General features: G+C 38.9%; 16 protein-coding genes. 7 read left to right on the top strand and 9 right to left on the bottom strand.

The window, feature by feature from the left end; translation table 11 throughout:
- The first annotated feature begins 18 nt into the window (after positions 1-18).
- Positions 19-906 (top strand): LysR family transcriptional regulator, encoded by an 888-nt coding sequence (locus J8L73_RS09240; RefSeq protein ID WP_211000491.1) that lies wholly within the window; start codon positions 19-21, stop codon positions 904-906.
- Here the strand turns inward: J8L73_RS09240 and J8L73_RS09235 are convergent.
- Positions 886-1401, bottom strand: coding sequence for a DUF2937 family protein (locus J8L73_RS09235; protein ID WP_211000492.1), 516 nt, complete (start codon positions 1399-1401; stop codon positions 886-888). The two genes, J8L73_RS09240 and J8L73_RS09235, sit on opposite strands and share 21 nt — an antisense overlap.
- 108 nt (positions 1402-1509) lie before the next feature.
- Here J8L73_RS09235 and J8L73_RS09230 point away from each other — a divergent pair, with 108 nt between their 5' ends.
- The 3 genes from J8L73_RS09230 to J8L73_RS09220 are packed head-to-tail and all read left to right on the top strand — an operon-like array spanning position 1510 to position 6197.
- Positions 1510-2076: an RNA polymerase sigma factor gene (locus tag J8L73_RS09230; protein WP_211016473.1), complete on the top strand. Its 567-nt coding sequence runs from the start codon at positions 1510-1512 to the stop codon at positions 2074-2076.
- Positions 2073-3152, top strand: coding sequence for a FecR domain-containing protein (locus tag J8L73_RS09225; RefSeq protein WP_211016471.1), 1080 nt, complete (start codon positions 2073-2075; stop codon positions 3150-3152). Before J8L73_RS09230 ends, J8L73_RS09225 begins: the two co-directional genes overlap by 4 nt.
- Before the next feature lie 9 nt (positions 3153-3161).
- Positions 3162-6197 (top strand): TonB-dependent receptor, encoded by a 3036-nt coding sequence (locus tag J8L73_RS09220; protein WP_247659611.1) that lies wholly within the window; start codon positions 3162-3164, stop codon positions 6195-6197.
- 221 nt (positions 6198-6418) lie between these two features.
- On the opposite strand, the gene J8L73_RS19300 is transcribed toward J8L73_RS09220, so the two are convergent.
- The 7 genes from J8L73_RS19300 to J8L73_RS09185 all read right to left on the bottom strand — a co-directional run bounded on the left by J8L73_RS19300 (position 6419) and on the right by J8L73_RS09185 (position 12800).
- On the bottom strand, positions 6419-6667 hold the full coding sequence (locus tag J8L73_RS19300; protein WP_247659610.1) for a biopolymer transporter ExbD: 249 nt from the start codon (positions 6665-6667) through the stop codon (positions 6419-6421).
- A gap of 357 nt (positions 6668-7024) precedes the next feature.
- Positions 7025-7468: a PA2169 family four-helix-bundle protein gene (locus tag J8L73_RS09210; RefSeq protein WP_211000495.1), complete on the bottom strand. Its 444-nt coding sequence runs from the start codon at positions 7466-7468 to the stop codon at positions 7025-7027.
- Positions 7469-7646: 178 nt separating this feature from the next.
- Positions 7647-8585: a LysR family transcriptional regulator gene (locus J8L73_RS09205; RefSeq protein WP_211000496.1), complete on the bottom strand. Its 939-nt coding sequence runs from the start codon at positions 8583-8585 to the stop codon at positions 7647-7649.
- Positions 8586-8604: 19 nt separating this feature from the next.
- Positions 8605-10323: a bifunctional isocitrate dehydrogenase kinase/phosphatase gene (gene aceK / locus J8L73_RS09200; RefSeq protein WP_211016469.1), complete on the bottom strand. Its 1719-nt coding sequence runs from the start codon at positions 10321-10323 to the stop codon at positions 8605-8607.
- 196 nt (positions 10324-10519) lie between these two features.
- Positions 10520-10987, bottom strand: a complete 468-nt coding sequence (locus J8L73_RS09195) for a DUF4124 domain-containing protein (protein ID WP_247659609.1) — start codon at positions 10985-10987, stop codon at positions 10520-10522.
- Between the two features lie 98 nt (positions 10988-11085).
- Positions 11086-12582 carry a DUF3413 domain-containing protein gene (locus tag J8L73_RS09190; protein WP_211016465.1) on the bottom strand — a complete coding sequence of 499 codons (1497 nt, stop codon included), beginning with the start codon at positions 12580-12582 and terminating at the stop codon, positions 11086-11088.
- A 5-nt stretch (positions 12583-12587) separates the two neighbouring features.
- The gene (locus tag J8L73_RS09185; protein ID WP_002961475.1) at positions 12588-12800 is read right to left on the bottom strand and encodes a DUF1414 domain-containing protein; all 213 of its coding nucleotides are present in this window, start codon (positions 12798-12800) and stop codon (positions 12588-12590) included.
- Between the two features lie 62 nt (positions 12801-12862).
- Between J8L73_RS09185 and yejK the strand changes: the two genes are divergently transcribed.
- Complete coding sequence (yejK, locus tag J8L73_RS09180) at positions 12863-13879, top strand: nucleoid-associated protein YejK (RefSeq protein ID WP_211016463.1); 1017 nt, start codon at positions 12863-12865, stop codon at positions 13877-13879.
- A gap of 443 nt (positions 13880-14322) precedes the next feature.
- Here the strand turns inward: yejK and rne are convergent, their stop codons facing one another.
- The gene (gene rne, locus J8L73_RS09175) at positions 14323-17604 is read right to left on the bottom strand and encodes a ribonuclease E (RefSeq protein ID WP_211016461.1); all 3282 of its coding nucleotides are present in this window, start codon (positions 17602-17604) and stop codon (positions 14323-14325) included.
- A 773-nt stretch (positions 17605-18377) separates the two neighbouring features.
- Between rne and rluC the strand changes: the two genes are divergently transcribed.
- Together rluC and J8L73_RS09165 are read left to right on the top strand one after the other, a co-directional pair.
- Positions 18378-19337 carry a 23S rRNA pseudouridine(955/2504/2580) synthase RluC gene (rluC, locus tag J8L73_RS09170; protein WP_058549705.1) on the top strand — a complete coding sequence of 320 codons (960 nt, stop codon included), beginning with the start codon at positions 18378-18380 and terminating at the stop codon, positions 19335-19337.
- Positions 19334-19999, top strand: coding sequence for an HAD-IA family hydrolase (locus J8L73_RS09165; protein WP_211016459.1), 666 nt, complete (start codon positions 19334-19336; stop codon positions 19997-19999). The genes rluC and J8L73_RS09165 overlap by 4 nt, the downstream gene beginning before the upstream one ends.
- The last annotated feature ends 1 nt before the right edge of the window (position 20000 follow it).

Below are 20000 nucleotides of genomic sequence, written 5' to 3'. Positions count from 1 at the left end.
ACATACCTAAGCTAGCCAATGTATAATTTAAGTGACCTAGAAACCTTTATTGCTGTGGTAGAAAATAAAGGGGTATTAGCTGCAGCGCGTGAGCAGCGACTATCACCCGCAACTGTAAGTCATAGGCTCAGTAAACTAGAGCGAGAACTTGCCACTGTTTTAGTATTTAGAGACAGTAGGAGAGTTAGGTTATCCCCAGCTGGAGAGTTATTTTATAGCCGAGTGGGGGCAATAATAGAAGCTTTACACGACGCTGAGCACAGTATTGGTGCCCGAAGCTCATCGGTAAGTGGGTTGTTGCGCGTTACTATGCCGCCTTGGATTTTTTCAAAATATGTAATGCCAAAACTGACTGAATTTGAAAGTAAGTATCCACAACTTAAACTCGACTTTCTAATAACCGATCATTTTGTAAATGTTGTGGATGATGCACAAGATGTAGCGATACGAGTGGGTGCATTAACTGACTCAGGACTGCTTTCTCGTAAACTAGTGAATAATAGCCGTTTACTTTGTGCCGCGCCTAGTTATATAAAAAAGCATGGAATGCCTACAACGCTTGCGCAACTAGAAAAGCATTACTGGGTATGCTTACCTTGGCAAAGGCAACTTAAGTTATTTGATGAGCAAGGTGGTATAAATACGTTTAATGCAAAAACACGTTTTACTATTTCTAATTCAGATAACATGACGCAGGCGGCCATTTCTGGCCATGGTATTGCTATAAAATCAAAGATAGCGATAGATGAAGAACTCAAAAGTGGTGCGCTGGTTGAAGTTATGCCACAGGTTATGGCGCAAAGTGACGCACCTGTTTGGTTTTTACGCCCACAAAACAGTTTAACAACCCGTAAAACAGATGTGTTTTATGAATTTATGAAATCGCTATTCGTTAGCTGCGAATAATTTATTATATCCGCGCGTTAACCCTAACATAAATAAAAAACCAAATAACTCAGCAAGCACTGCAATTATAATGGCGCTAATAACTGCCGCTATTATTGAGTCTTTTTTTAGTATTATCTGGCCTTCAAAGCGCTGCCATACTTGTTGCTTTATATCGTTTAAGCTACTCGTGAGAGTAAAAATGTAAGGCGATTGCTCAAATTGTTTAACCGCTGACTCAAGAGATTGCTGGCGCATGTTAAGCATGCTGATATGTTCAGCGCCTTTACCAACAATGTCATCCCCTAGATTTTTATAGTGTTTTATTAGCTTGTTTAAATCATTTTTAAAGTATTTTTTGGCATCATTTTTAAACGGAGAAATTGCGTTATTTGCTTCAATTAATTGCGCATTAAGCGCTTGCCCAAAATCGGTCACAAAGGCCGGAATTTGTACCCCTAGCAGCAACCCGCATGCAAAAAAACTAAGCCGAATATAATCTAAAAATTTACTCATTTATCTTCTTATCCATTTAAATAACCCCAAATTAACATTTGAGCTTGTTTTTATGTCAAAAACTCGTAACCTATCGGTAATAAAAATAACAACAGGTGCGTGTTAAGGATGACGAAAAAAGTAAAAGTTACGTCAACATTTGTTGATATTTCAAAGCAACTAAAACGCTTTGTGTCGCGTATAGTTCAGCCCGACGATGTAGAAGACATTGTGCAAGAAACCTTTATAAAAAGCTATGAGGCTGATTTAAAACAAGACATCCAGTTTACCCGCAGTTATATGCTTAAAACAGCAAAGCACTTAGCACTTAACCATATTGCTAAATGGGACAACAAATTTAATGATTCGTTAGAGCACGATAACGAATTACCCGTATTACTCAAATCAATGCAGCTTGAAGATGAATACACATCTAAAGAGCGCTTTTTACTTTTTTGTAGAGCTACAGAGCAATTAAGCTCGTCTATTCGCAAATGCTTTATATTAAAAAAAGTCTACGGTATGAGCCAAAAAGAGATAGCAGAACAAATGCAGCTAAGTCAAAGCACTGTTGAAAAGCATATTGCAAAAGGATTATTACAGACCACGCTTTATATGCGCGAGCATGAACACAGTGGTGAAATGCGCCCTAAAGCACAAGCTCATCCTATATCAGTGGGGAGGGTTGCAGAATGAGTAATGTTCATCAATTTAATTCAAAAGATCTTATTTTAGAAAAATCATGTGATTGGATAAGCGCCATTGATAGGGGGTTAACCGATGATGAAAAAGAGCAATTTAAATTATGGATGATGCAAAGTACAGCTCACCAAGATGCTATTTATGAATTAGCCCAATTGTGGGATGAATTATCTGTATTAAATGAGTTAAGTAATTTATTTCCTCACCATAACAGCGCTAAAGAATCTAAAAAGAAGTGGATGTTTTCATACTCAATTGCTGCAAGTTTATTTGCTGCATTAATGGTGTGTAGTTACTTATTAATTAATTTAGAAAGCGGGTATAACCAGGAGCAGGCTAGAATAAATTACACCAAAATATATAAAACTAAGGTTGGTGAGCAGGCCACTTATGTACTGCCCGATGGCACCATAGTACAGCTTAACACCAATAGTTTACTAGAAGTTGCATATAGTAAAGGACGCAGACAGTTGTTACTAAGCAAAGGGGAGGGGCGTTTTAATGTAGCAAAAGACGCAACACGTCCGTTTAGTGTTATGGCAGGTGATAAAAGCTTTACGGCACTTGGCACGGTGTTTAATGTGCAGCGCAACACGTCATCAGATTTAGAGCTTGTGGTGACCGAGGGCAAAGTTATGATTACTGACCCTAGCGTAGCAGTTGAAGCGAACGACTTTAAAGATTATCAGCAAGCAGATAATAGCAATCACAAAGTACGTCAAATTAACGCCAATATTGTTATCTCTGGCGAAAAAGCAATTATAGAGCAAAGTGTTACTAAACCTATTACTCAGCTTTCGATGGGTGATGTTCAACGTGATTTAGCTTGGCAAAATGGCATGCTTATTTTTAATGGTGAACAACTGAGTGACGCACTAAATGAAGTTAGTAGGTACACTTCGACTCGATTTGAGTTGTCGTCTGATGAGTTGGCAAGTATCAAAGTAGCCGGTGTTTTTAAAGCGGGAGATGTTGAAGGTTTATTAGAAAGCTTACAAACTAATTTTTCGATTGAACATGAGCGTTTAGGTGAGCATGTAGTAACGCTAAAACACCATACAAAGTCATAAGTAGACGTTATGCACATCAAATTAATGTTAGCTAAAGTTGCAACTATAAATACAGTAAGTAAAAAAAACATTAAAAAAAAGAAAGCATTTAATAGAGGATTTCTGTTTGTCAGCTGTTTATATAAGTTGCGCAGTAACCAAACGCATTTATTGAGTGGTTTAAGTGTGCTTGCTCCAGCTTTATTTAGCTTAAGTGTGCAAGCTGCAACTCAAACTACTGGGCAAATGGTGCAATTTGATATAAAAGCGCAGCGAGCAGATAAAGCCTTAATTGAATACGCTAAACAAACTGAGCAAACCGTGGTTTTCTCCTTTGAGTTAGCGAAGCAGTATAACGCAAATTCGGTTTATGGATTTTACACTCAGTTAGATGCACTTGAAGCATTACTAGGTGGGACTGAGCTCGATGCGGTTGTTGATCAAAATGGTTTACTGAGTATAAAACTCAAACAAATCAACAGGAATGATAACAACATGATGAAGCTTTCAGCGGTCAGTGCAGCAGTATTACCAGCTTTACTTGCAGCAAACTCGCAAGGTGTAAATGCAGCAGAAGAAGTTGCTCAAGAAAAAATCGAAAAAATTGCTATTGTTGGTAGCCGCGTAGCGGGCCGTTCAGTAGAGGATTTACCTGTCCCAGTAGATATTTTAAGTGCCGAAGCACTTGAAAATACAGGCCAAACAGAAGTTGGCCGTATGCTGCAATCTATTGCACCTTCATTTAACTTTTCAAGTTCGTCAATTAGTGACGGTACCGATGCATTAAGACCTGCAACATTACGTGGTTTAGGTCCAGATCAAACACTCGTATTGATCAACGGTAAACGTCGCCATCAAGCAAGTATCATTCATATTAATACATCGGTAGGCCGTGGTACTGCGGGTACCGATATGAACGCTATTCCAGCATCGGCTATTAAACGTATTGAAGTACTTCGTGATGGAGCTGCAGCACAATATGGTTCTGATGCTATTGCGGGTGTTATTAATATTGTACTTAAAGATGCGAGCGAAGGTGGCAAAGCGGCCATTAATTACGGCGAGTATTCAGAAGGTGATGGCGAAACAATTAACATTGATTTCAACAAGGGCTTTGCATTAGGCGATGATGGTTATTTAAACACCACAATTAATTATCGTGACCGCTCGCCTACAAACCGTGCAGGTTTACATGGCTCATGTCAGTTTTACGGCTGTACTGAGTTAAGTGATGGCACTTTACTTGCCGGTGATCCGCGTGAATTAACGGTTGATAGAGACACGTTTAGAATAGGTGATGCAGACTCTCAGCAATTTGGCTTAACCATTAATACGGGTTATGAGTTAGGTGATGGCGAGCTTTATGGCTTTATTACGTACTCAACGCGTGATAATGAATCAGCAGCATTTTTCCGTCATAATGCAAATGCGGGCGGTAACCCTGTATTACAAGACAATGATGCGACTATCCCATTAGGCTTTTTGCCAAAAATTAATACAACAATTGATGATGTGTCATACAACTTTGGTTATAAAACTGAATTTGATAACGATGCTAGCTTAGATTTGTCGTACACATACGGTGAAAATAGCATTGATTACACAACAAGCGACACAATTAACGCCTCTTACGCTAACTTTTTACGTTACGATCAAGGCTTAAGCGCTGCAGATATCCGTACTACTATTCCTCGTGAAGCGTATGCTTATGGCATGGAATTATCACTGCAAACAATCAATATTGATTTTACTAAAAACTTTGATGATTACTCACTTGCTATGGGTGCTGAAATTCGTACTGATGAGTATCGAATTTTAGAAGGCAGTGAATATGCATATCGTGATTACGACACATTAAATGGAGTTAGTATTTATAGTGGTTTGAGTGGCGGTGTAGGCTCTGAAGATGCATCTGGCGGTACACAAGGGTTTGGTGGTTCTTCTCCTGCATCGTCAGTTGATGAGTCACGAGATGTAATTTCGTTTTACCTAGATGCGGAAACTTACATTATTGAAGATGTTATTTTATCGGGCGCACTTCGCTACGATAACTACAAAGGCTTTGGTGACACTGTAAACTTTAAACTTGCAGGTAATTGGGCTGTTACTGACGATATTTCATTACGTGGTGCATTAAGCTCTGGTTTTAGAGCGCCTTCAATGCAGCAATTATACTTTAATAACATTAGCACACAGTTTGTAGTTGCAGAAGATGGTTCTTTAGTTGCTGAGGAAGTAGGTACATTTAGAAATGACTCTACACTTGCACAAAGTTTAGGTATTCCAAAACTAAAAGAAGAAAAATCGCAAAACCGCAGTTTAGGTATTGTTTACAACGTAACAGACAGCATTAATGTAACTATTGATTACTACTCAATTGATATTGACGACCGTATTGTAATTAGTAACCGTTTAGGCAAAGGGCTTTCTTCAAGCTTAGATGCTGCACTACTTAGCTCAGGCGCAGGCGCTGGCCAATTTTTCTTAAATGGTGCAGATACTGAAACTTCGGGTATCGATTTTGTTGCAACATGGAACACCGAAGGTTTTGGTGGCACCCTTGATTTTACCCTAGCGGCTAACTTTACTGAAACTGATGTTGTATCGTTATTTACGCCATCAGGCTCAGGCCTCGAAACAGTGCCAGTAGAAGATGTATTCTCTGATCAAGAAATTTCGATTATTGAAGAATGGCAACCAGAGGATCGCATTAACTTAAGTGCGCTTTATCAACGTGATGATTGGACAGTAAACTTATCACTTAACCGTTTTGGCGAGTACACAGTGGAAGATGGTGGTCGCCAAACTTACAGCGCAGAAATATTAACTGATGTTAAAGTTAATTACTTTGTTACTGAAGATTTATCGGTAAACATTGGTGCAAACAATTTGTTTGACGTATACCCAGATAAAAACGAAATTGGTAACTCTCGCTCAGGGACTATTGTAGATGCAAACGGCAATACGATTGTCAGCAGTTCAGGTGTATTTGAATACTCACGTCGCTCAGCGCCATTTGGTTTTAATGGTGCGTACTACTATGTAGGTGCAGAGTACCGCTTTTAATTAATAACACTCCCTTTCGTTATTTAACTCAAAGGGCCGCAAGGCCCTTTTTTTGGTTTACCATCAATGTATAACTACATTATTTAGATACTAAGCTAATAGTGTAATCTTCATACTCTTTAATATTATCCATTACTCTCATTAATGTATTATGTTTACTATTTTCGTGAGCCTTAATAAGTACAGCACTTACTTTGTATTTAGCCGCAAACATCGCAAGATTATTGGACACTTGTTCTAAGATTTATTAATCTGCCAGAAAAATACACCGCATTATGTTCATCAATATTAAAAGTGGCACTTTTAGTTTGTTTATTGATGGTGGGTTTATCAAATGGTCGTTGTATTTCAATGGCCATAGGTTTAACAAATGATGTAGTAACAATAAAAAATATCAATAAAATAAATACGATATCTAACATTGGTGTCATATCTACATCAGCATTATTTTGAGCTGTTTTATTTTTCATATTGGACCTTAACGTTAATCAAATGCTGCGGCGCCACAGCAAGGAATTAGGTACCTGTTACTAAAACTAGCACAGTAAAAATAGAGTGTGGTTAAATAAATATTCTATTAAAGTTAATAGTTTGTATTGGTAATGTGTGTTTATTAGGGGGTAATTAGAGCTTATTGCTCTTTATTAATTTAAGTATGTTGAATCTAGGTGAGTTTAATCTAGGCGCGGGATTAGAGTGTAATGAGCTAATAGTTGCTTCTACATAATTGGAATAAGAAGCCGAGTAAGGGTTCGTGTTCTGCTCATGCCATTACTTGGCAATAAAAACCCAGCTAAAATGCTGGGTTGTAGTATAGGCTATTGCATTTAGTGTTTTTGCATACGGCTCATTTCAGCATGACAGCTTTGCATCGTTAATAAGGTTTTAGCAAGAGCTGCTTCACAGTCAGCAGGTTGCGGCTTATCCATTGCAGTTTTAATTTCGTCAAGCGTCTTATCCTCAACTTCTTCAAGCTCTTTTACGTATGTACTATCGTTATGCGAGCTAAAAGTTGTTAGCAGTGATGTATAAGCACGTCTTGCTTCAACGGCAAAAGATGAGCCGTCTTCTCGTTCACCTTTTTCGTTAATTGCATAAGGTTGTAAGCGTTCTACACTCACTTTTCGGGCATCTATCATACGTTGAAAAAGTGCACCAATAGCAGGGTCTTCTACCTTCTCTTGTGCTTTTTGATAAAAATCGATGCCGCTGTTCATAACTTGGATGATGTCAGTAATATGATTTACTTCTGTTCCTTGATGGGTGTTCATAATGACCTCTTTTATTAAATGAATGTATCGTTCAATTTAATAAAAGCAAAGCACGTTCCAATGTTTTTTATTTTATTTAACTGCTTGATATGCAATGGTTTAAATGGGTTTTATGGATTGCTAGGCTTAGGTGAGTAGATCAAACCTAGCAATTTTTACATTATGTCGTGTAATAAGGTTATTTAAGCTCTTCAGCTACTTCGGCTACTTTTTGACGAAGCCAAATATGGCTAGCATCACGATGTAAAAGCGGGCTCCAAATCATATCCAGCTCAAACGGCGGGATAGGAAACGGTGGCTCTAATATTTTAAGGCCCGGATCATCTAAATAAATATTAGCGGCTTTTGAGGGTAAGGTTGCAATTAAGTTTTTCTCTTTCGCTAGGTGAATAGCTACATGGTAATTACGCGTAAAGGTGGCAATGTTGCGATGTTTTCCAAAGTGAGCGAGCGCTTCGTCAACCCAACCTAGTTTTTGAACATCTTTAGGGTCCATACCCACACCTACACCAAAACCTGTTTTACTTACCCATATATGGCGAGCTTTTAAATAGCTGTCGAGACTGAAATTTTCAATAATTGGGTTATCTGCTTTTACCAAGCAACAAAAGCTGTCTTTCCATATACGTTTATGGTGAAAAGATTGCGGTAAATTTTCAAAGCGATTAATAGCCATATCTACTTTACCATTTTCAACATCATGAAACGTTACATCACTGGGTGTAAGTATATCTAAGGTTGTATCGGGGGCTTCTTCATGTAATTTACTTAAAAGCTTTGGCGCTAGTGTACTGGCTGCGTAGTCGCTCGCCATTATTCTAAACACACGTTTACTTTGGCTTGCTTCAAACTCGCGATTAGGCGCAAGGGTTTCTTCAAGGGTCATTAGTATGCCACGAATAACCGGTTGAAGTTCAATAGCGCGCTCAGTAGGTACCATACCATCGCTAGTACGTACTAAAATGGGGTCGTTAAATAAGTTACGTAGACGTTTAAGCCCATTACTCATTGCAGGTTGCGTTATGCTTAGCTGATTGGCAGCACGCGTTACGTTGCATTCTCGTAGTAATGTGTCGAGGTAAACCAGTAAATTTAAATCTATTTTACTTATATTCATTGTGTGTGTCCTTTAGCGCTTACCAGTGGTGAATAAAGCGCTGTGCTGTCGGGTAAGGGTAAATATGACTTACCTGCCCATTTTTTATATTTTGTTGTGCTTGCTTCCAATAACTAACATCTATTAGTTCTGGGTGAGTGCTGAGTAAAAACTTTTTATACATAGGGTTTGGCATTACAAATGTACAAAGTTGCTCTGGAAATACATCTTGTGGAGCAACAGAATAACTTTGCTCATCGGTTAAGTAATCGTCGTAGCTTTTGGCCTTTGGTAGGGCTCTAAAGTTCATATCTGTTAAGTATTGAACTTCATCGTAATCATAAAAGATAATGCGTTTATGCTTACTAACGCCAAAGTTTTTTAAAAGCATATCACCGGGAAAAATATTAACGGCAATCATTTCTTTTAACGCTTGGCCGTATTCTTCTATTGCGTCAGCCGCGCTTTCTTCGCTGGCACTTTCTAAAAACAAATTAAGCGGTGTCATGCGTCTTTCTATATAAAGATGCTTGATGATCAACCAATCGCCTTCGATGATCATAGATGAGCCTATTGTTTTGTGTAACTGCTCAAGTAAATTACTATCAAAACGCGCTAAAGGAAATACGACGTTAGAGTACTCTATTGTGTCGGCCATTCTGCCTACGCGATCATGACTTTTTACGAGTTGATAACGCTTTAGAACAGTATCACGGCCAAAAGGTTTGCTCTCGCTAAATTTATCTTTTATTACTTTAAACACATAACCAAAGGAGGGGAGAGTAAACACCATCATCACCATGCCAGGTGTGCCGGGGGCAATAGTAAACGTGTCATTTGAGTGTGACAAGTGGCTTAAAAACTCACGATAAAACTCTGTTTTGCCTTGTTTGTGAAAGCCTATTGCGTTGTAGAGTTCGGCCAATGTTTTATTAGGCATTAACTGATTTAAAAAACGCACCAACGCAGAAGGCGCATGTGTTTCTACCATAAAATAAGCACGAGCAAAGCCAAAAACAACTCGCATTTGAGATGATTTAGTTAAGAGCGCATCTAAATAAAGACCGTTATCTCCATCATGTAATACGGCAATAATAAAAGGCTGAACACCACTTTGTGACACCACACGGCCAACTATATAAGCTGCTTTATTACGGTAAAAAGGCGTGTGTAATATATCAAAACGCATTTGCCAAGGTTGATGGTGAGTATCAGGTGCTTGTTTATAAAATGCTTTTACGAGCAGGCGAATATCACGCTCTAAATTGACAAAGGGAGCTTTAAAATCAAAGTGATTAATAATGTGTTTTATTGTCGGTTTCAAACCCTCAACAACTGGGAAGTAAGTTCTATACTCGGCTTCAACAGGCACTGATGGCGCATCTTTTAATGAGGCCTCAACAAAGATAAAATCATTATGAAAATAGCGCCTATGGTACAGTCTGCAAAATACAGAGTTATAAAATGTTTCGGCTAATTCAGCTTGAGGATGAAAGGATAAATATTGCTGGTATGCTTTTTTTACATTTAGCCAAAGTGTTTCATCGAGTTGCTCGGTTGGATTTTGTTGTTTTAATATGTGTGTAGTTTCGTTAACACGATCATCATAATAACTTATGCGTAAACGGCTAATATCATTAATTGCTTGCCAATCTTGTTGAGCAAAAGCCATCGGTGCTTTAGCTGTTATTTTTTGAAATAGCTGATAGTGCTTTTTAAAGCCTGTTAAAATTAGCTCTGCAATCTGGCGTGGTTGCATATCAACTCCTTAATACATCGTAGAGCTTATACTCTACTGTGTTAAGGGTATGTTATTTTTAGTTTAAAACCAAGATAAATTCTAAGTAAGCTAGGTGCTGCTAAATGATCTTCCTGCAATTTACTCTTTTTATTTTTTACTCAACATTACGAATAGCTGCTGTTATAGTGAAATAACCAAAACAGTTTAGCCATATTTATTGGTATCGAGCTATTTTCTTTTCGAGGTTTTTAATATGTTTTGTAATCGCTGCAACGTCTTTTTTGTAATTTTGATTAATTACTTTTAGTTTTTTGGTTATATCTTTAGTAATCCGTTTTTTATCATCTTCAGCTAATATATGATTTAGCCGCTCTTGCTGTTTGTATTCAGCACGCTGCTTTTCTCTATCGAGTATTGCCAGTTTATGGTTATTACTTCTAAGTTCTGACTCTAAGCCAGATAGCAGCCTTTCGCGTTCTAGCTCATTTAACTGCTTAGTATAATCAATCTTAGGGCCTGAATATTGGTTACCAGTAGTACTTACTTTATAGGTAGTGGCTTTATCATCACAGGGGAATTGAGAAAACGTAGTTCCATGTTCGGTTACGCATTTATAATAGGTTGTATTGCCTAGGGCGCAAAAGCTAGTAAATAGTAAAGAGCAGTATATCAATCGAATCATTGCGTCCATCCCTGTGAGTTTTACACGTTAATTAAACAATATAAAACTATAACCTAGCTTACTGTTATAGCAAGCTAGGTAAGAGCGATCGCTTTAAGTTATTGAGTAAACGCTTTGAGCTTTTTAATGCTTTGCACTAAAAATGGGATGTCTAAACCTTGCTCAATAGAAAAGCCTTCTGCGGCTGATATATTTTTAAAATTACCGTCAGAATCTATTAAAGTAATTCTGTCTTTTTTATACGCAATTACGACGCCTTGTGAGTAATTAACGCCCATATCGTCTTTTTTCTTGTATAGGTTTACACCAAGCATTGTTTGTTTAGCGATTGCTTTACAATTTAAGTATTGGCCAACACTTGTTGCAATTAAATCACTGGGTTGAATAAGCCCGTCAACCTTAGAAATACGCTTATCTGAGCTGTATAAAGTTGACGTGGTAACTACCTCTGCTTTATCTCGAGCTAGGCTAAAGGCAAAAACATGTGTGTTATCATCTTTTATAGCAACCTTATCGTTACTTTTAATAATGCGTATCGCACTTGAGTTATGAGCCTGGTCATTAACAAAGCTTAATTCTTTAACGCCATCTACCTGAATGCTTCGGCGTTGGCTTTGCCAGGCAGGTAATGTTTGCTCATTTAATATTGCTGCTTTATAAAAGGCGGGTAAGCCATACACTAAGCTAAATAAAGTGTCGTCGTGATTGGTTGGTTGTAAAAATTGTTCTGTTTTGTGCAAATTTTTGTTGTTAGCAACAAATACAGCTAATCCTTCATTGTTATCAAATACAAAAATATCAACATTGGCCCGTGTGTAATCTGCGCACTTTTCGAGTGGGGCAGGTAATTGATAACTAATGTTTTGGTTATTTATTTTAACATTATGTGCTTGTTTATAGCTTTCTATATCGAGTAAGTCATTCTTAGCGAGTAAGCTTTTAGCCGTTGTTGGGTAAGAAAGCGGTAACACATTATCTTGCTTTGTTACGTCAAACTTTAAGTTTGCATCAGCCCAAATATGAATACTGTGGCTAAGTGCAAAACACACAATTAAAGACGATATGGCATAACGCGCAAATTTGTATTGTTTTAAACGTGCAAGGTGATGCCATGTATAGTTACTTACTACAAGTTGAAAACCTAAAATAAGTAGTACAATTCCACCGGCTAAAATAGTAGTTAATGCCGGTGAGCTAGTTAAACGGTGCCATAACAAAGAAATAATTTCTGGCAAAGCTGAGCTACTTAAGTGGTAACCTAAATTAACATAAACATAGGCATCTAAAGTAAGTAACGATGCGCCAACAGTTGCTATAACTGCTGCCATACCGCGTATATGTTTAGGGTATGGGAATATTAAACTAAGCGGAAATACCGTCAGCACAAACGCTAAAAAGGCGATAAAGCTAGTATGGCTTAGCCATGTTACTAGCATATAAGTAATGCCTATAAAGCTTGATGGTGGCGAGTCTGCAAATAAATAGCTTAAGCTAATTAATAGCGCTAAGCCAATGTTGGCAAAGGTAAACCAATGCCCCCAACTTAATAACTGACTAGCCTTTGATGAAAATTGATTGTGCTGCGATAAATTCATAGACTTTATTTAACCGACTGCGCGAGTGCTTTTGCAAAGTTCTCGGTTACGGCTTGTCTTTTCCCTGTTGGTACATGCTCTTTTAGGATATGCGTGATAGAATTTCCTAAACACATAAGACTTAAATCAACCGGCGCATTGTGTTTAGTTAGCACATCAATAAGCTGATCGACGATTTGTTCTACTTCTTCATTAGAGTATTTTGATAAGATTGGCATCAGTTGGTTCAATAAAAGAGTTATATTCCCGTATTTTAACACCAGAGGCGTGAAAAACAAAGATGACAACAGACGTTAAAAAACTAGTCGTTCATTATGTAGACAAAAAAGACGACGATACGCAAATTCACCTTCGAAATGATGAGATGGTTATTAACGATAAAGTAGCCGTTTTTATCGAACAATTACATCATGCATACAATGGTAAGCCAGGTAAAGGTTACTGTGCTTTTAGTGGTGATAAAAACAGTGTTGTAGCATCTGCAATGCAAAGCTACCGTAATGACGAACTAGGTTTTTGGCATATGACCGAGCAAGCGTCTACTGTTTTAAAAGAAGAGCTGGATAAATATGCATTTAGTGAAACAGGTTATTTAGTTTTTTGTCATTACCAGTATGTAGCTACTGACTACATGCTTATTGCGATGATCAATATCAAAGAGCATTACTCAATGACTTCTGAGCTGGATTTAGCCGCATCTCGCCATTTAGATATTTCGCGTATGCAATTAGCTGCGCGCATTGATTTAACAGCCTGGGATACACAAGCAGAAGATAATCGCTATATTTCGTTTATTAAAGGCCGTGCAGGGCGCAAAGTAGCAGACTTCTTTTTAGACTTTTTAGGTTGTGAAGAAGGCATTGATCCTAAGCAGCAAAGCCAAGTTATGTTAAGCGCAGTAGAGGATTACTTATCTGAGCAACAATTTGATAAATCAGAAAAAGATGATTTACGTAAACAAGTTTTTGATTACTGTAACGACTGTGTAACTACCGGTGAAGATGCGAACGTAAGCGAGCTTTCGGCTACCCTTACTAAAGGTGATGACAGCCCATTTGATAGTTTTTGCAAAGAGCAAAGTTATGATTTAGAAGAGTCATTTCCTGTCGATAAAAAAACAGTAACCAGCATGGTCAAGTTTTCAGGTTTAGGCGGCGGGGTAAGCGTAAGTTTTGAGCGAAAACATTTAGGTGAACGTGTAACTTATAACGAGGCAACAGATACACTTGTAATAAAAGGTATTCCGCCAAATTTAAAAGATCAGTTACAGCGCTTTATGGAAAATGAAAGCGAGTAAACTCATTTGTCCTAGTTAAAGTCGATTTAAGAGCGTGATATTTATATCACGCTTTTTTATTGGCTGTAATTTAGCTTTATTCTCGTTTTAAAAGCGTAGCGTCTATTAATATTTTTGTGAAAAAAAACTATTTACGGGCTTTGCCCGTTACGCTAACAAGTTGTGCGCCTTCCGGTTAATATTATTTACGGTGTTAAAGTTTGGCTGTACGCGTGAAGTAACGCTGTTGTTTATTTAATTTTTGCTAATAAAACCATTTAAAAATCTATTGGACTAAGACGAAGTGAAAGAGGAATAAACAAGAAAACACACGCTATGGTTTATTGGCTACGCTTTTTCAAATTGGCTAGCTTTATTACTACTCATATATAAGCCAGTAGGTATTAAAACAAAAAAGCCCCGCTATTTGTTAATAGCGGGGCTTTATTAATGAGTGTTAATTATTAATCAGCACTCATTGTTTTTGTCATTGCAGAACTCGCACGACCTGCAGGTTTAACTGACCCTGCACGCAAGCCGCTATCTGACACTAGTTCACGTTTATCGTGAGCCATTGCAACAGATGTGTGTTTAACTTCGCTATCAGCAACCGGAGTAGGCTGAGCCATAGGGGCACTTGCAGCACCTTTAGCTATTACTGTTTTAGCGTTAGCCACGGTTTCAACTTTAGCTGGTTGCTCTGCTGCTACTGGCTCATCAACTTTAGCTGGTTGCTCAGTGGCTACTGGCTCTTCAACTTTAGCTGGTTGCTCAGTTGCTACTGGTTCTTCAACTTTAGCTGGTTGCTCAGTGGCTACTGGCTCTTCAACTTTAGCTGGTTGCTCAGTGGCTACTGGCTCTTCAACTTTAGCTGGTTGCTCAGTTGCTACTGGCTCTTCAACTTTAGCTGGTTGCTCAGTGGCTACTGGCTCTTCAACTTTAGCTGGCTCTTCAGTTACTACTGGCGTTTCAACTTTAGCTGGCTCTTCAGTTACTACTGGCGTTTCAACTTTAGCTGGCTCTTCAGTTACTACTGGCGTTTCAATTTTAGCTGGTTGCTCAGTTGCTACTGGCTCTTCAACTTTAGTTGGTTGCTCAGTGGCTACTGGCTCTTCAACTTTAGTTGGTTGCTCATCTTGAACTGTTTCAACTTTTGCTAAGTCTTCAGCTGCAATAGCTTGTTCAACTTGTTGTGAAGCATCAACAGGCGTTTCTTCTGATTTAGCTTTTAGTTCTGCTTCATACTCAGCGGCAGCTTGATCCGCAACTGGTACAAATGCAGGTGCATCATCAGATTTAACTTCTGTTTCGCCTTCAGGACGACGACGACGTTGACCCGATGCACGAAGGTGACGTGGTGAGCGGCGTGAACGTGTACGTGTTTGACCTTGCTCATCATCAGCATTTACAGCTTCATCAGTAGATTCAACATTTGCCACTTGTTCTTCTTTAACAGGTTTCTCTTCAACTTTAGCTGGTTTAGCTTCAACTGTTTCAGCAGGCGCTTGTGCTTGTTTTTCAACTACTGGCGTTTGCTCTTTAGTTTGCGGCTTATCGGCTACTACAGACTGCTCAGATGTTTGCTCTGTTGTTGTAGTTGCTTGCTCTGCGTTTTCATCTTGTACACGTACTTTTTTACGTACGTTACGACGCTGGCGACGAACTTTAGGCTTTTGCTCTTTTGGTTCTGCAGCTTGAGCAGGCTTAGAATCAGTATCAGTTTTAGCCGTTGTATCTGCTTTAGTTTGATCTTTATCTGCGTTTTTATGCTCAGGGCGTTTACGAGAATTAGGGTTACGACGTCGCTTATTACGATTTTCGTTTCTTTCTTGAGTCTCGTTTGTTGTTGTTGAGTCTGTTTTAACTTCTTCTTCAGCACCTTGGCGCTCGTTGCGAGGTTTTGAACGTGGGTTATTACGACGACGCTGATTGTTATTACGGCGGCGATTATCGTTACCACGACGGTTGTTATTATTGCGAGTTTCTTGCTGTTGTTTCTCAACGGCTGCTTTTTTCTCTTCTTCAGATTCACTCGCAAATAACGACTTAAACCAATTACCGATAGCAGTTAATAAGCCACCTTCAGTTTTAGTTTGTACCGGTGCAGCAGGAGCTTCAGTTTTTGTTGGTGTAGCTTGTGGAGCCGGAGTTGAAGGCATTACAACGCCTTTTAACATTGGCTCTTCACGTACTGGTGCAGAAGGAGACTTAGACATTTCGAATGCTTCTGGCTCAGGCGCAACAACTTGCTCGTAGCTTACTGTTTCAAGCGTTTCGTCTTTACGTAAGCGCATCACTTCGTAGTGTGGTGTTTCCATGTGTTGATTAGGAATAATCACGACATCACATTTATGGTGCTTTTCAATACGGTGAACGCTACGACGTTGCTCATTTAGTAAATAAGCAGCAACAGCAACAGGCACTTGTGCATTTACTTGTGCTGTATTGTCTTTAATTGCTTCTTCTTCAATTAAACGAAGGATAGAAAGTGCAATTGATTCGTTAGAACGAATAGTACCTTGGCCGCTACAACGTGGACATGGGCCTTGGCTTGCTTCACCTAGTGAAGGACGCAAACGCTGACGCGACATTTCAAGTAAACCAAAGCGTGAAATTTTGCCTATTTGTACGCGAGCACGATCTGGTCTAGCAGCATCTTTTAAGCGGTTTTCAACTTCGCGTTGATGACGTGGAGGTGTCATATCAATGAAGTCGATAACGATTAAGCCACCTAAGTCACGTAAACGTAATTGGCGTGCAATTTCGTCTGCAGCTTCTAGGTTGGTATTAAGGGCTGTTTCCTCAATATCGCCGCCTTTAGTTGCTTTAGACGAGTTGATATCGATTGAAGTAAGTGCTTCAGTTGGGTCAATTACAATTGAACCTCCAGATGGTAGACGAACTTCTCGTTGGAACGCAGACTCAATTTGGCTTTCAATTTGGTAATGCGTAAATAACGGCGTGTCACCTTGATAAAGCTTCACACGGCTCATAAAGTCAGGGCGAAAACGCTCAATGTGCGCTTTAGCTTCTTCAAAAACACGTGGTTTATCAATTAGGATTTCGCCAATATCACGACGTAAATAGTCACGTATTGCACGGAAAATTACATTGCTTTCTTGGTGAATTAAAAACGGCGCTTTAGCACTGTCGGCTGCTTGTTTAATCGCATCCCAGTGTACTAATAATGCTTTTAAATCGTAGTTAAGTTCTTCAAACGATTTGCCAACACCCGCTGTACGAACAATTAAGCCCATACCTTTAGGAAGTTCTAGGCGGCTAAGCGCTTCTTTTAGTTCAGTGCGCTCATCACCTTCAATACGGCGAGAAATACCGCCAGCACGAGGGTTGTTTGGCATAAGGACTAAATAGCTACCTGCAACACTGATAAAAGTAGTTAGCGCTGCGCCTTTTTGGCCGCGTTCTTCTTTATCAACTTGTACTATTACTTCTTGACCTTCTTTTATAACGTCGCGAATGTTCGGACGGCCATGGAAAGTATAACCTTGTGGGAAGTATGTACGAGCAATTTCTTTTAAAGGAAGGAAACCATGGCGGTCAGCACCGTAGTCAACAAATGCTGCTTCAAGAGATGGTTCAATGCGAGTGATTTTGCCTTTGTAAATATTGGCTTTTTTCTGTTCGTGACCTGGGCTTTCGATATCTAAATCATAAAGGCGCTGGCCATCAACCAGTGCTACGCGCATTTCTTCTTGCTGCGTTGCATTGATTAGCATACGTTTCATATTGTTACTCTACTTAATTTTTGTCGCTGACATGACGATGTTTTATCGCCTGTTCAGTTGTTCCTATTTTTAGAATATACAGCCTCACGACTGGGTCTTTAACGGAACTGCTCTGTATTTCGTATGCAGTATTTTTAAATGCTGGCAAACAATAGCGTGTAATCACACTATTAAATTCTTTATGGTGCTAAAACTGTCGGCTTTTCAGCTACGTTACACGTTTTACCCAGAAGTCGGCCTGTCATATCAATCTTACTAAATGTCATTCATATTAGGCGCGTAGGGCTCATAAGATGGTGAGCTGGGCATATTTGATGCTTAGCTAATAGCCAGTTTACGAGCAAGAGTCGCTGCCAATGTTAATGAACGCTTATTTATTAGATTTTTTTAGTTCTAAATAAGCTGCTGTACGGTACTACAATAATTGAGCTAGTGCTGAACGACGCGTTTTTACGTCGTCACTATCAGACAAATTATCTGTTCATTGCTTTTTCTAGTACGTTAAAAGTCACTTCATGTTCAAACTTAAGCAGCAATATATTACGCGCATTGCTGTTAATTGATCGCACGTGTTAACTGAGGAGGCATAAAAGCTTTGGAAAACTTAACTCGGATCTGTATGATCGGCTACCCAGAATGTGCATCACGAATCTTTTAATGTGTTAAAAAGCACCGTTGTTATTTGCAAATACTAAATATTTGCGCTGCTGATTATCCCACTATTTTTACCGTGTTAGCAACTAAATTATTTTACTTAAATCAGTGATTAGGCAATGTCAGAAAAAACCGGCTTACAAGTATCTTTTGTTACAATCAACGAAGACCATTTAGGTCAGCGTATTGATAACTTTCTTATTACCCATTTAAAAGGGGTGCCTAAAAGCGCAGTTTATAAAATTCTTCGTAAGGGTGAGGTACGTGTAAACAAAAAACGTATTAAACCTGTTTATAAGTTACAGCTAGACGATGTAGTGCGTATACCACCTATTAGAGTGTCGGAGCGTGAAGAGTTTGTACCCTCTAAACTAGATAAAGTGACTCGCCTTGAAGACGATATTTTGTTTGAAGATAAATACCTTATTGTAATCAACAAACCTTCGGGTATGGCAGTACATGGTGGTAGTGGTTTAAGTTATGGCCTAATAGAGGCTTTGCGTGCACTTCGCCCTGATGAGCGCAGTCTTGAGCTTGTACACAGGCTAGACCGTGATACGTCGGGTTGTTTATTAATTGCTAAACGCCGCTCAGTATTAACAGCATTACATGAACAGTTACGCGAAAAAACGATGGAAAAAAACTACTGGGCGCTTGTAGAAGGTCAGTGGGATTCTAAAACTAAAAACGTAACAGAGGGTTTGCGTAAAAATACGCTTAAATCGGGCGAGCGTGTAGTACGAGTAGATAATGTTGAGGGTAAACCTTCGCATACTCGCTTTAAAGTGCTTGAGCGTTTTAACGATTGTTCACTTGTGCAGGCATCACCAGTGACGGGTAGAACGCATCAAATTCGTGTGCATACTCAATGTAAAGGTCACCCTATAGCGTGTGATGATAAGTATGGCGATCAGGGGTTTGATGAATCTATGCGTAAAGTTGGCTTAAACCGTTTATTTTTACACGCGCACGATTTAAGTTTTTACCACCCTAAAAATGAAACTACCATGCGTATAGAAGCGCCTTTAGATAAAACGCTTAAAAATACATTATTAAAATTACGAGATGCAAAACAGTGATAAAAGCAACGCCAATTAAAAAATATAAGCTGGTTATTTTTGATTGGGATGGCACGGTAATGGATTCAGTTAGCAAAATAGTTAACTGTATTCGACAAAGCGCTTTGTCGCTTAATATAACGCCGCCAAGTGATGATGCAATTAAAAATATAATTGGTTTGTCGCTTGAACGTGCTATTGACGTTTTATTTCCTGAGCAGATAGAACAGCATAATGCTTTAGTTGAGGGTTATAAGCATCAATACCGTATTGATAAGACCCCAACGCCCGTTTTTGATGGTGTTGCAGATGTACTTAACGCCTTACAAGAGCAAGGAATAATATTAGCTGTTGCTACAGGCAAAGGGCGAGGTGGACTAGAGCGCTTACTTGATCAAAGCCAGCTTAGGCATTTTTTTAGTGCAACACGTACAAGTGATGACGCACAGTCTAAGCCATCGCCAGATATGCTTTATCAATTATTGCAAGAACTTGGCGTAAGCGCCGATGACGCTGTAATGATAGGTGATACAAAAATTGATATGGCAATGGGCAAAGCCGCAAATATGGACCGAATAGGGGTTACCATGGGTGTACATAATGCCCAGCAGCTAAGTGAGTTAACACCTGTTGCAACTGTTGATAATTACCAGCAGTTGCAACAGATATTACTCAGTAAGTAAT

Origin of the sequence: Pseudoalteromonas sp. MMG006, assembly GCF_018101025.1 — a bacterium.
GTDB lineage: Bacteria > Pseudomonadota > Gammaproteobacteria > Enterobacterales > Alteromonadaceae > Pseudoalteromonas.
Note: the sequence above shows the minus strand (reverse complement) of the source record. Positions and strands in the feature narration are given on the sequence as shown.

Excerpts from the sequence above, each read along its gene's own strand:
- J8L73_RS09240 (WP_211000491.1), top strand. The coding sequence starts at position 19 with ATGTATAATTTAAGTGACCTAGAAACCTTTATTGCTGTGGTAGAAAAT.
- J8L73_RS09205 (WP_211000496.1), bottom strand. The coding sequence starts at position 8,585 with ATGAATATAAGTAAAATAGATTTAAATTTACTGGTTTACCTCGACACA.
- J8L73_RS09230 (WP_211016473.1), top strand. The coding sequence starts at position 1,510 with ATGACGAAAAAAGTAAAAGTTACGTCAACATTTGTTGATATTTCAAAG.
- J8L73_RS09225 (WP_211016471.1), top strand. The coding sequence starts at position 2,073 with ATGAGTAATGTTCATCAATTTAATTCAAAAGATCTTATTTTAGAAAAA.
- J8L73_RS09210 (WP_211000495.1), bottom strand. The coding sequence starts at position 7,468 with ATGAACACCCATCAAGGAACAGAAGTAAATCATATTACTGACATCATC.
- J8L73_RS09195 (WP_247659609.1), bottom strand. The coding sequence starts at position 10,987 with ATGATTCGATTGATATACTGCTCTTTACTATTTACTAGCTTTTGCGCC.
- yejK (WP_211016463.1), top strand. The coding sequence starts at position 12,863 with ATGACAACAGACGTTAAAAAACTAGTCGTTCATTATGTAGACAAAAAA.
- aceK (WP_211016469.1), bottom strand. The coding sequence starts at position 10,323 with ATGCAACCACGCCAGATTGCAGAGCTAATTTTAACAGGCTTTAAAAAG.
- J8L73_RS09190 (WP_211016465.1), bottom strand. The coding sequence starts at position 12,582 with ATGAATTTATCGCAGCACAATCAATTTTCATCAAAGGCTAGTCAGTTA.
- J8L73_RS19300 (WP_247659610.1), bottom strand. The coding sequence starts at position 6,667 with ATGAAAAATAAAACAGCTCAAAATAATGCTGATGTAGATATGACACCA.
- J8L73_RS09220 (WP_247659611.1), top strand. The coding sequence starts at position 3,162 with ATGCACATCAAATTAATGTTAGCTAAAGTTGCAACTATAAATACAGTA.
- rne (WP_211016461.1), bottom strand. The coding sequence starts at position 17,604 with ATGAAACGTATGCTAATCAATGCAACGCAGCAAGAAGAAATGCGCGTA.
- rluC (WP_058549705.1), top strand. The coding sequence starts at position 18,378 with ATGTCAGAAAAAACCGGCTTACAAGTATCTTTTGTTACAATCAACGAA.
- J8L73_RS09185 (WP_002961475.1), bottom strand. The coding sequence starts at position 12,800 with ATGCCAATCTTATCAAAATACTCTAATGAAGAAGTAGAACAAATCGTC.
- J8L73_RS09235 (WP_211000492.1), bottom strand. The coding sequence starts at position 1,401 with ATGAGTAAATTTTTAGATTATATTCGGCTTAGTTTTTTTGCATGCGGG.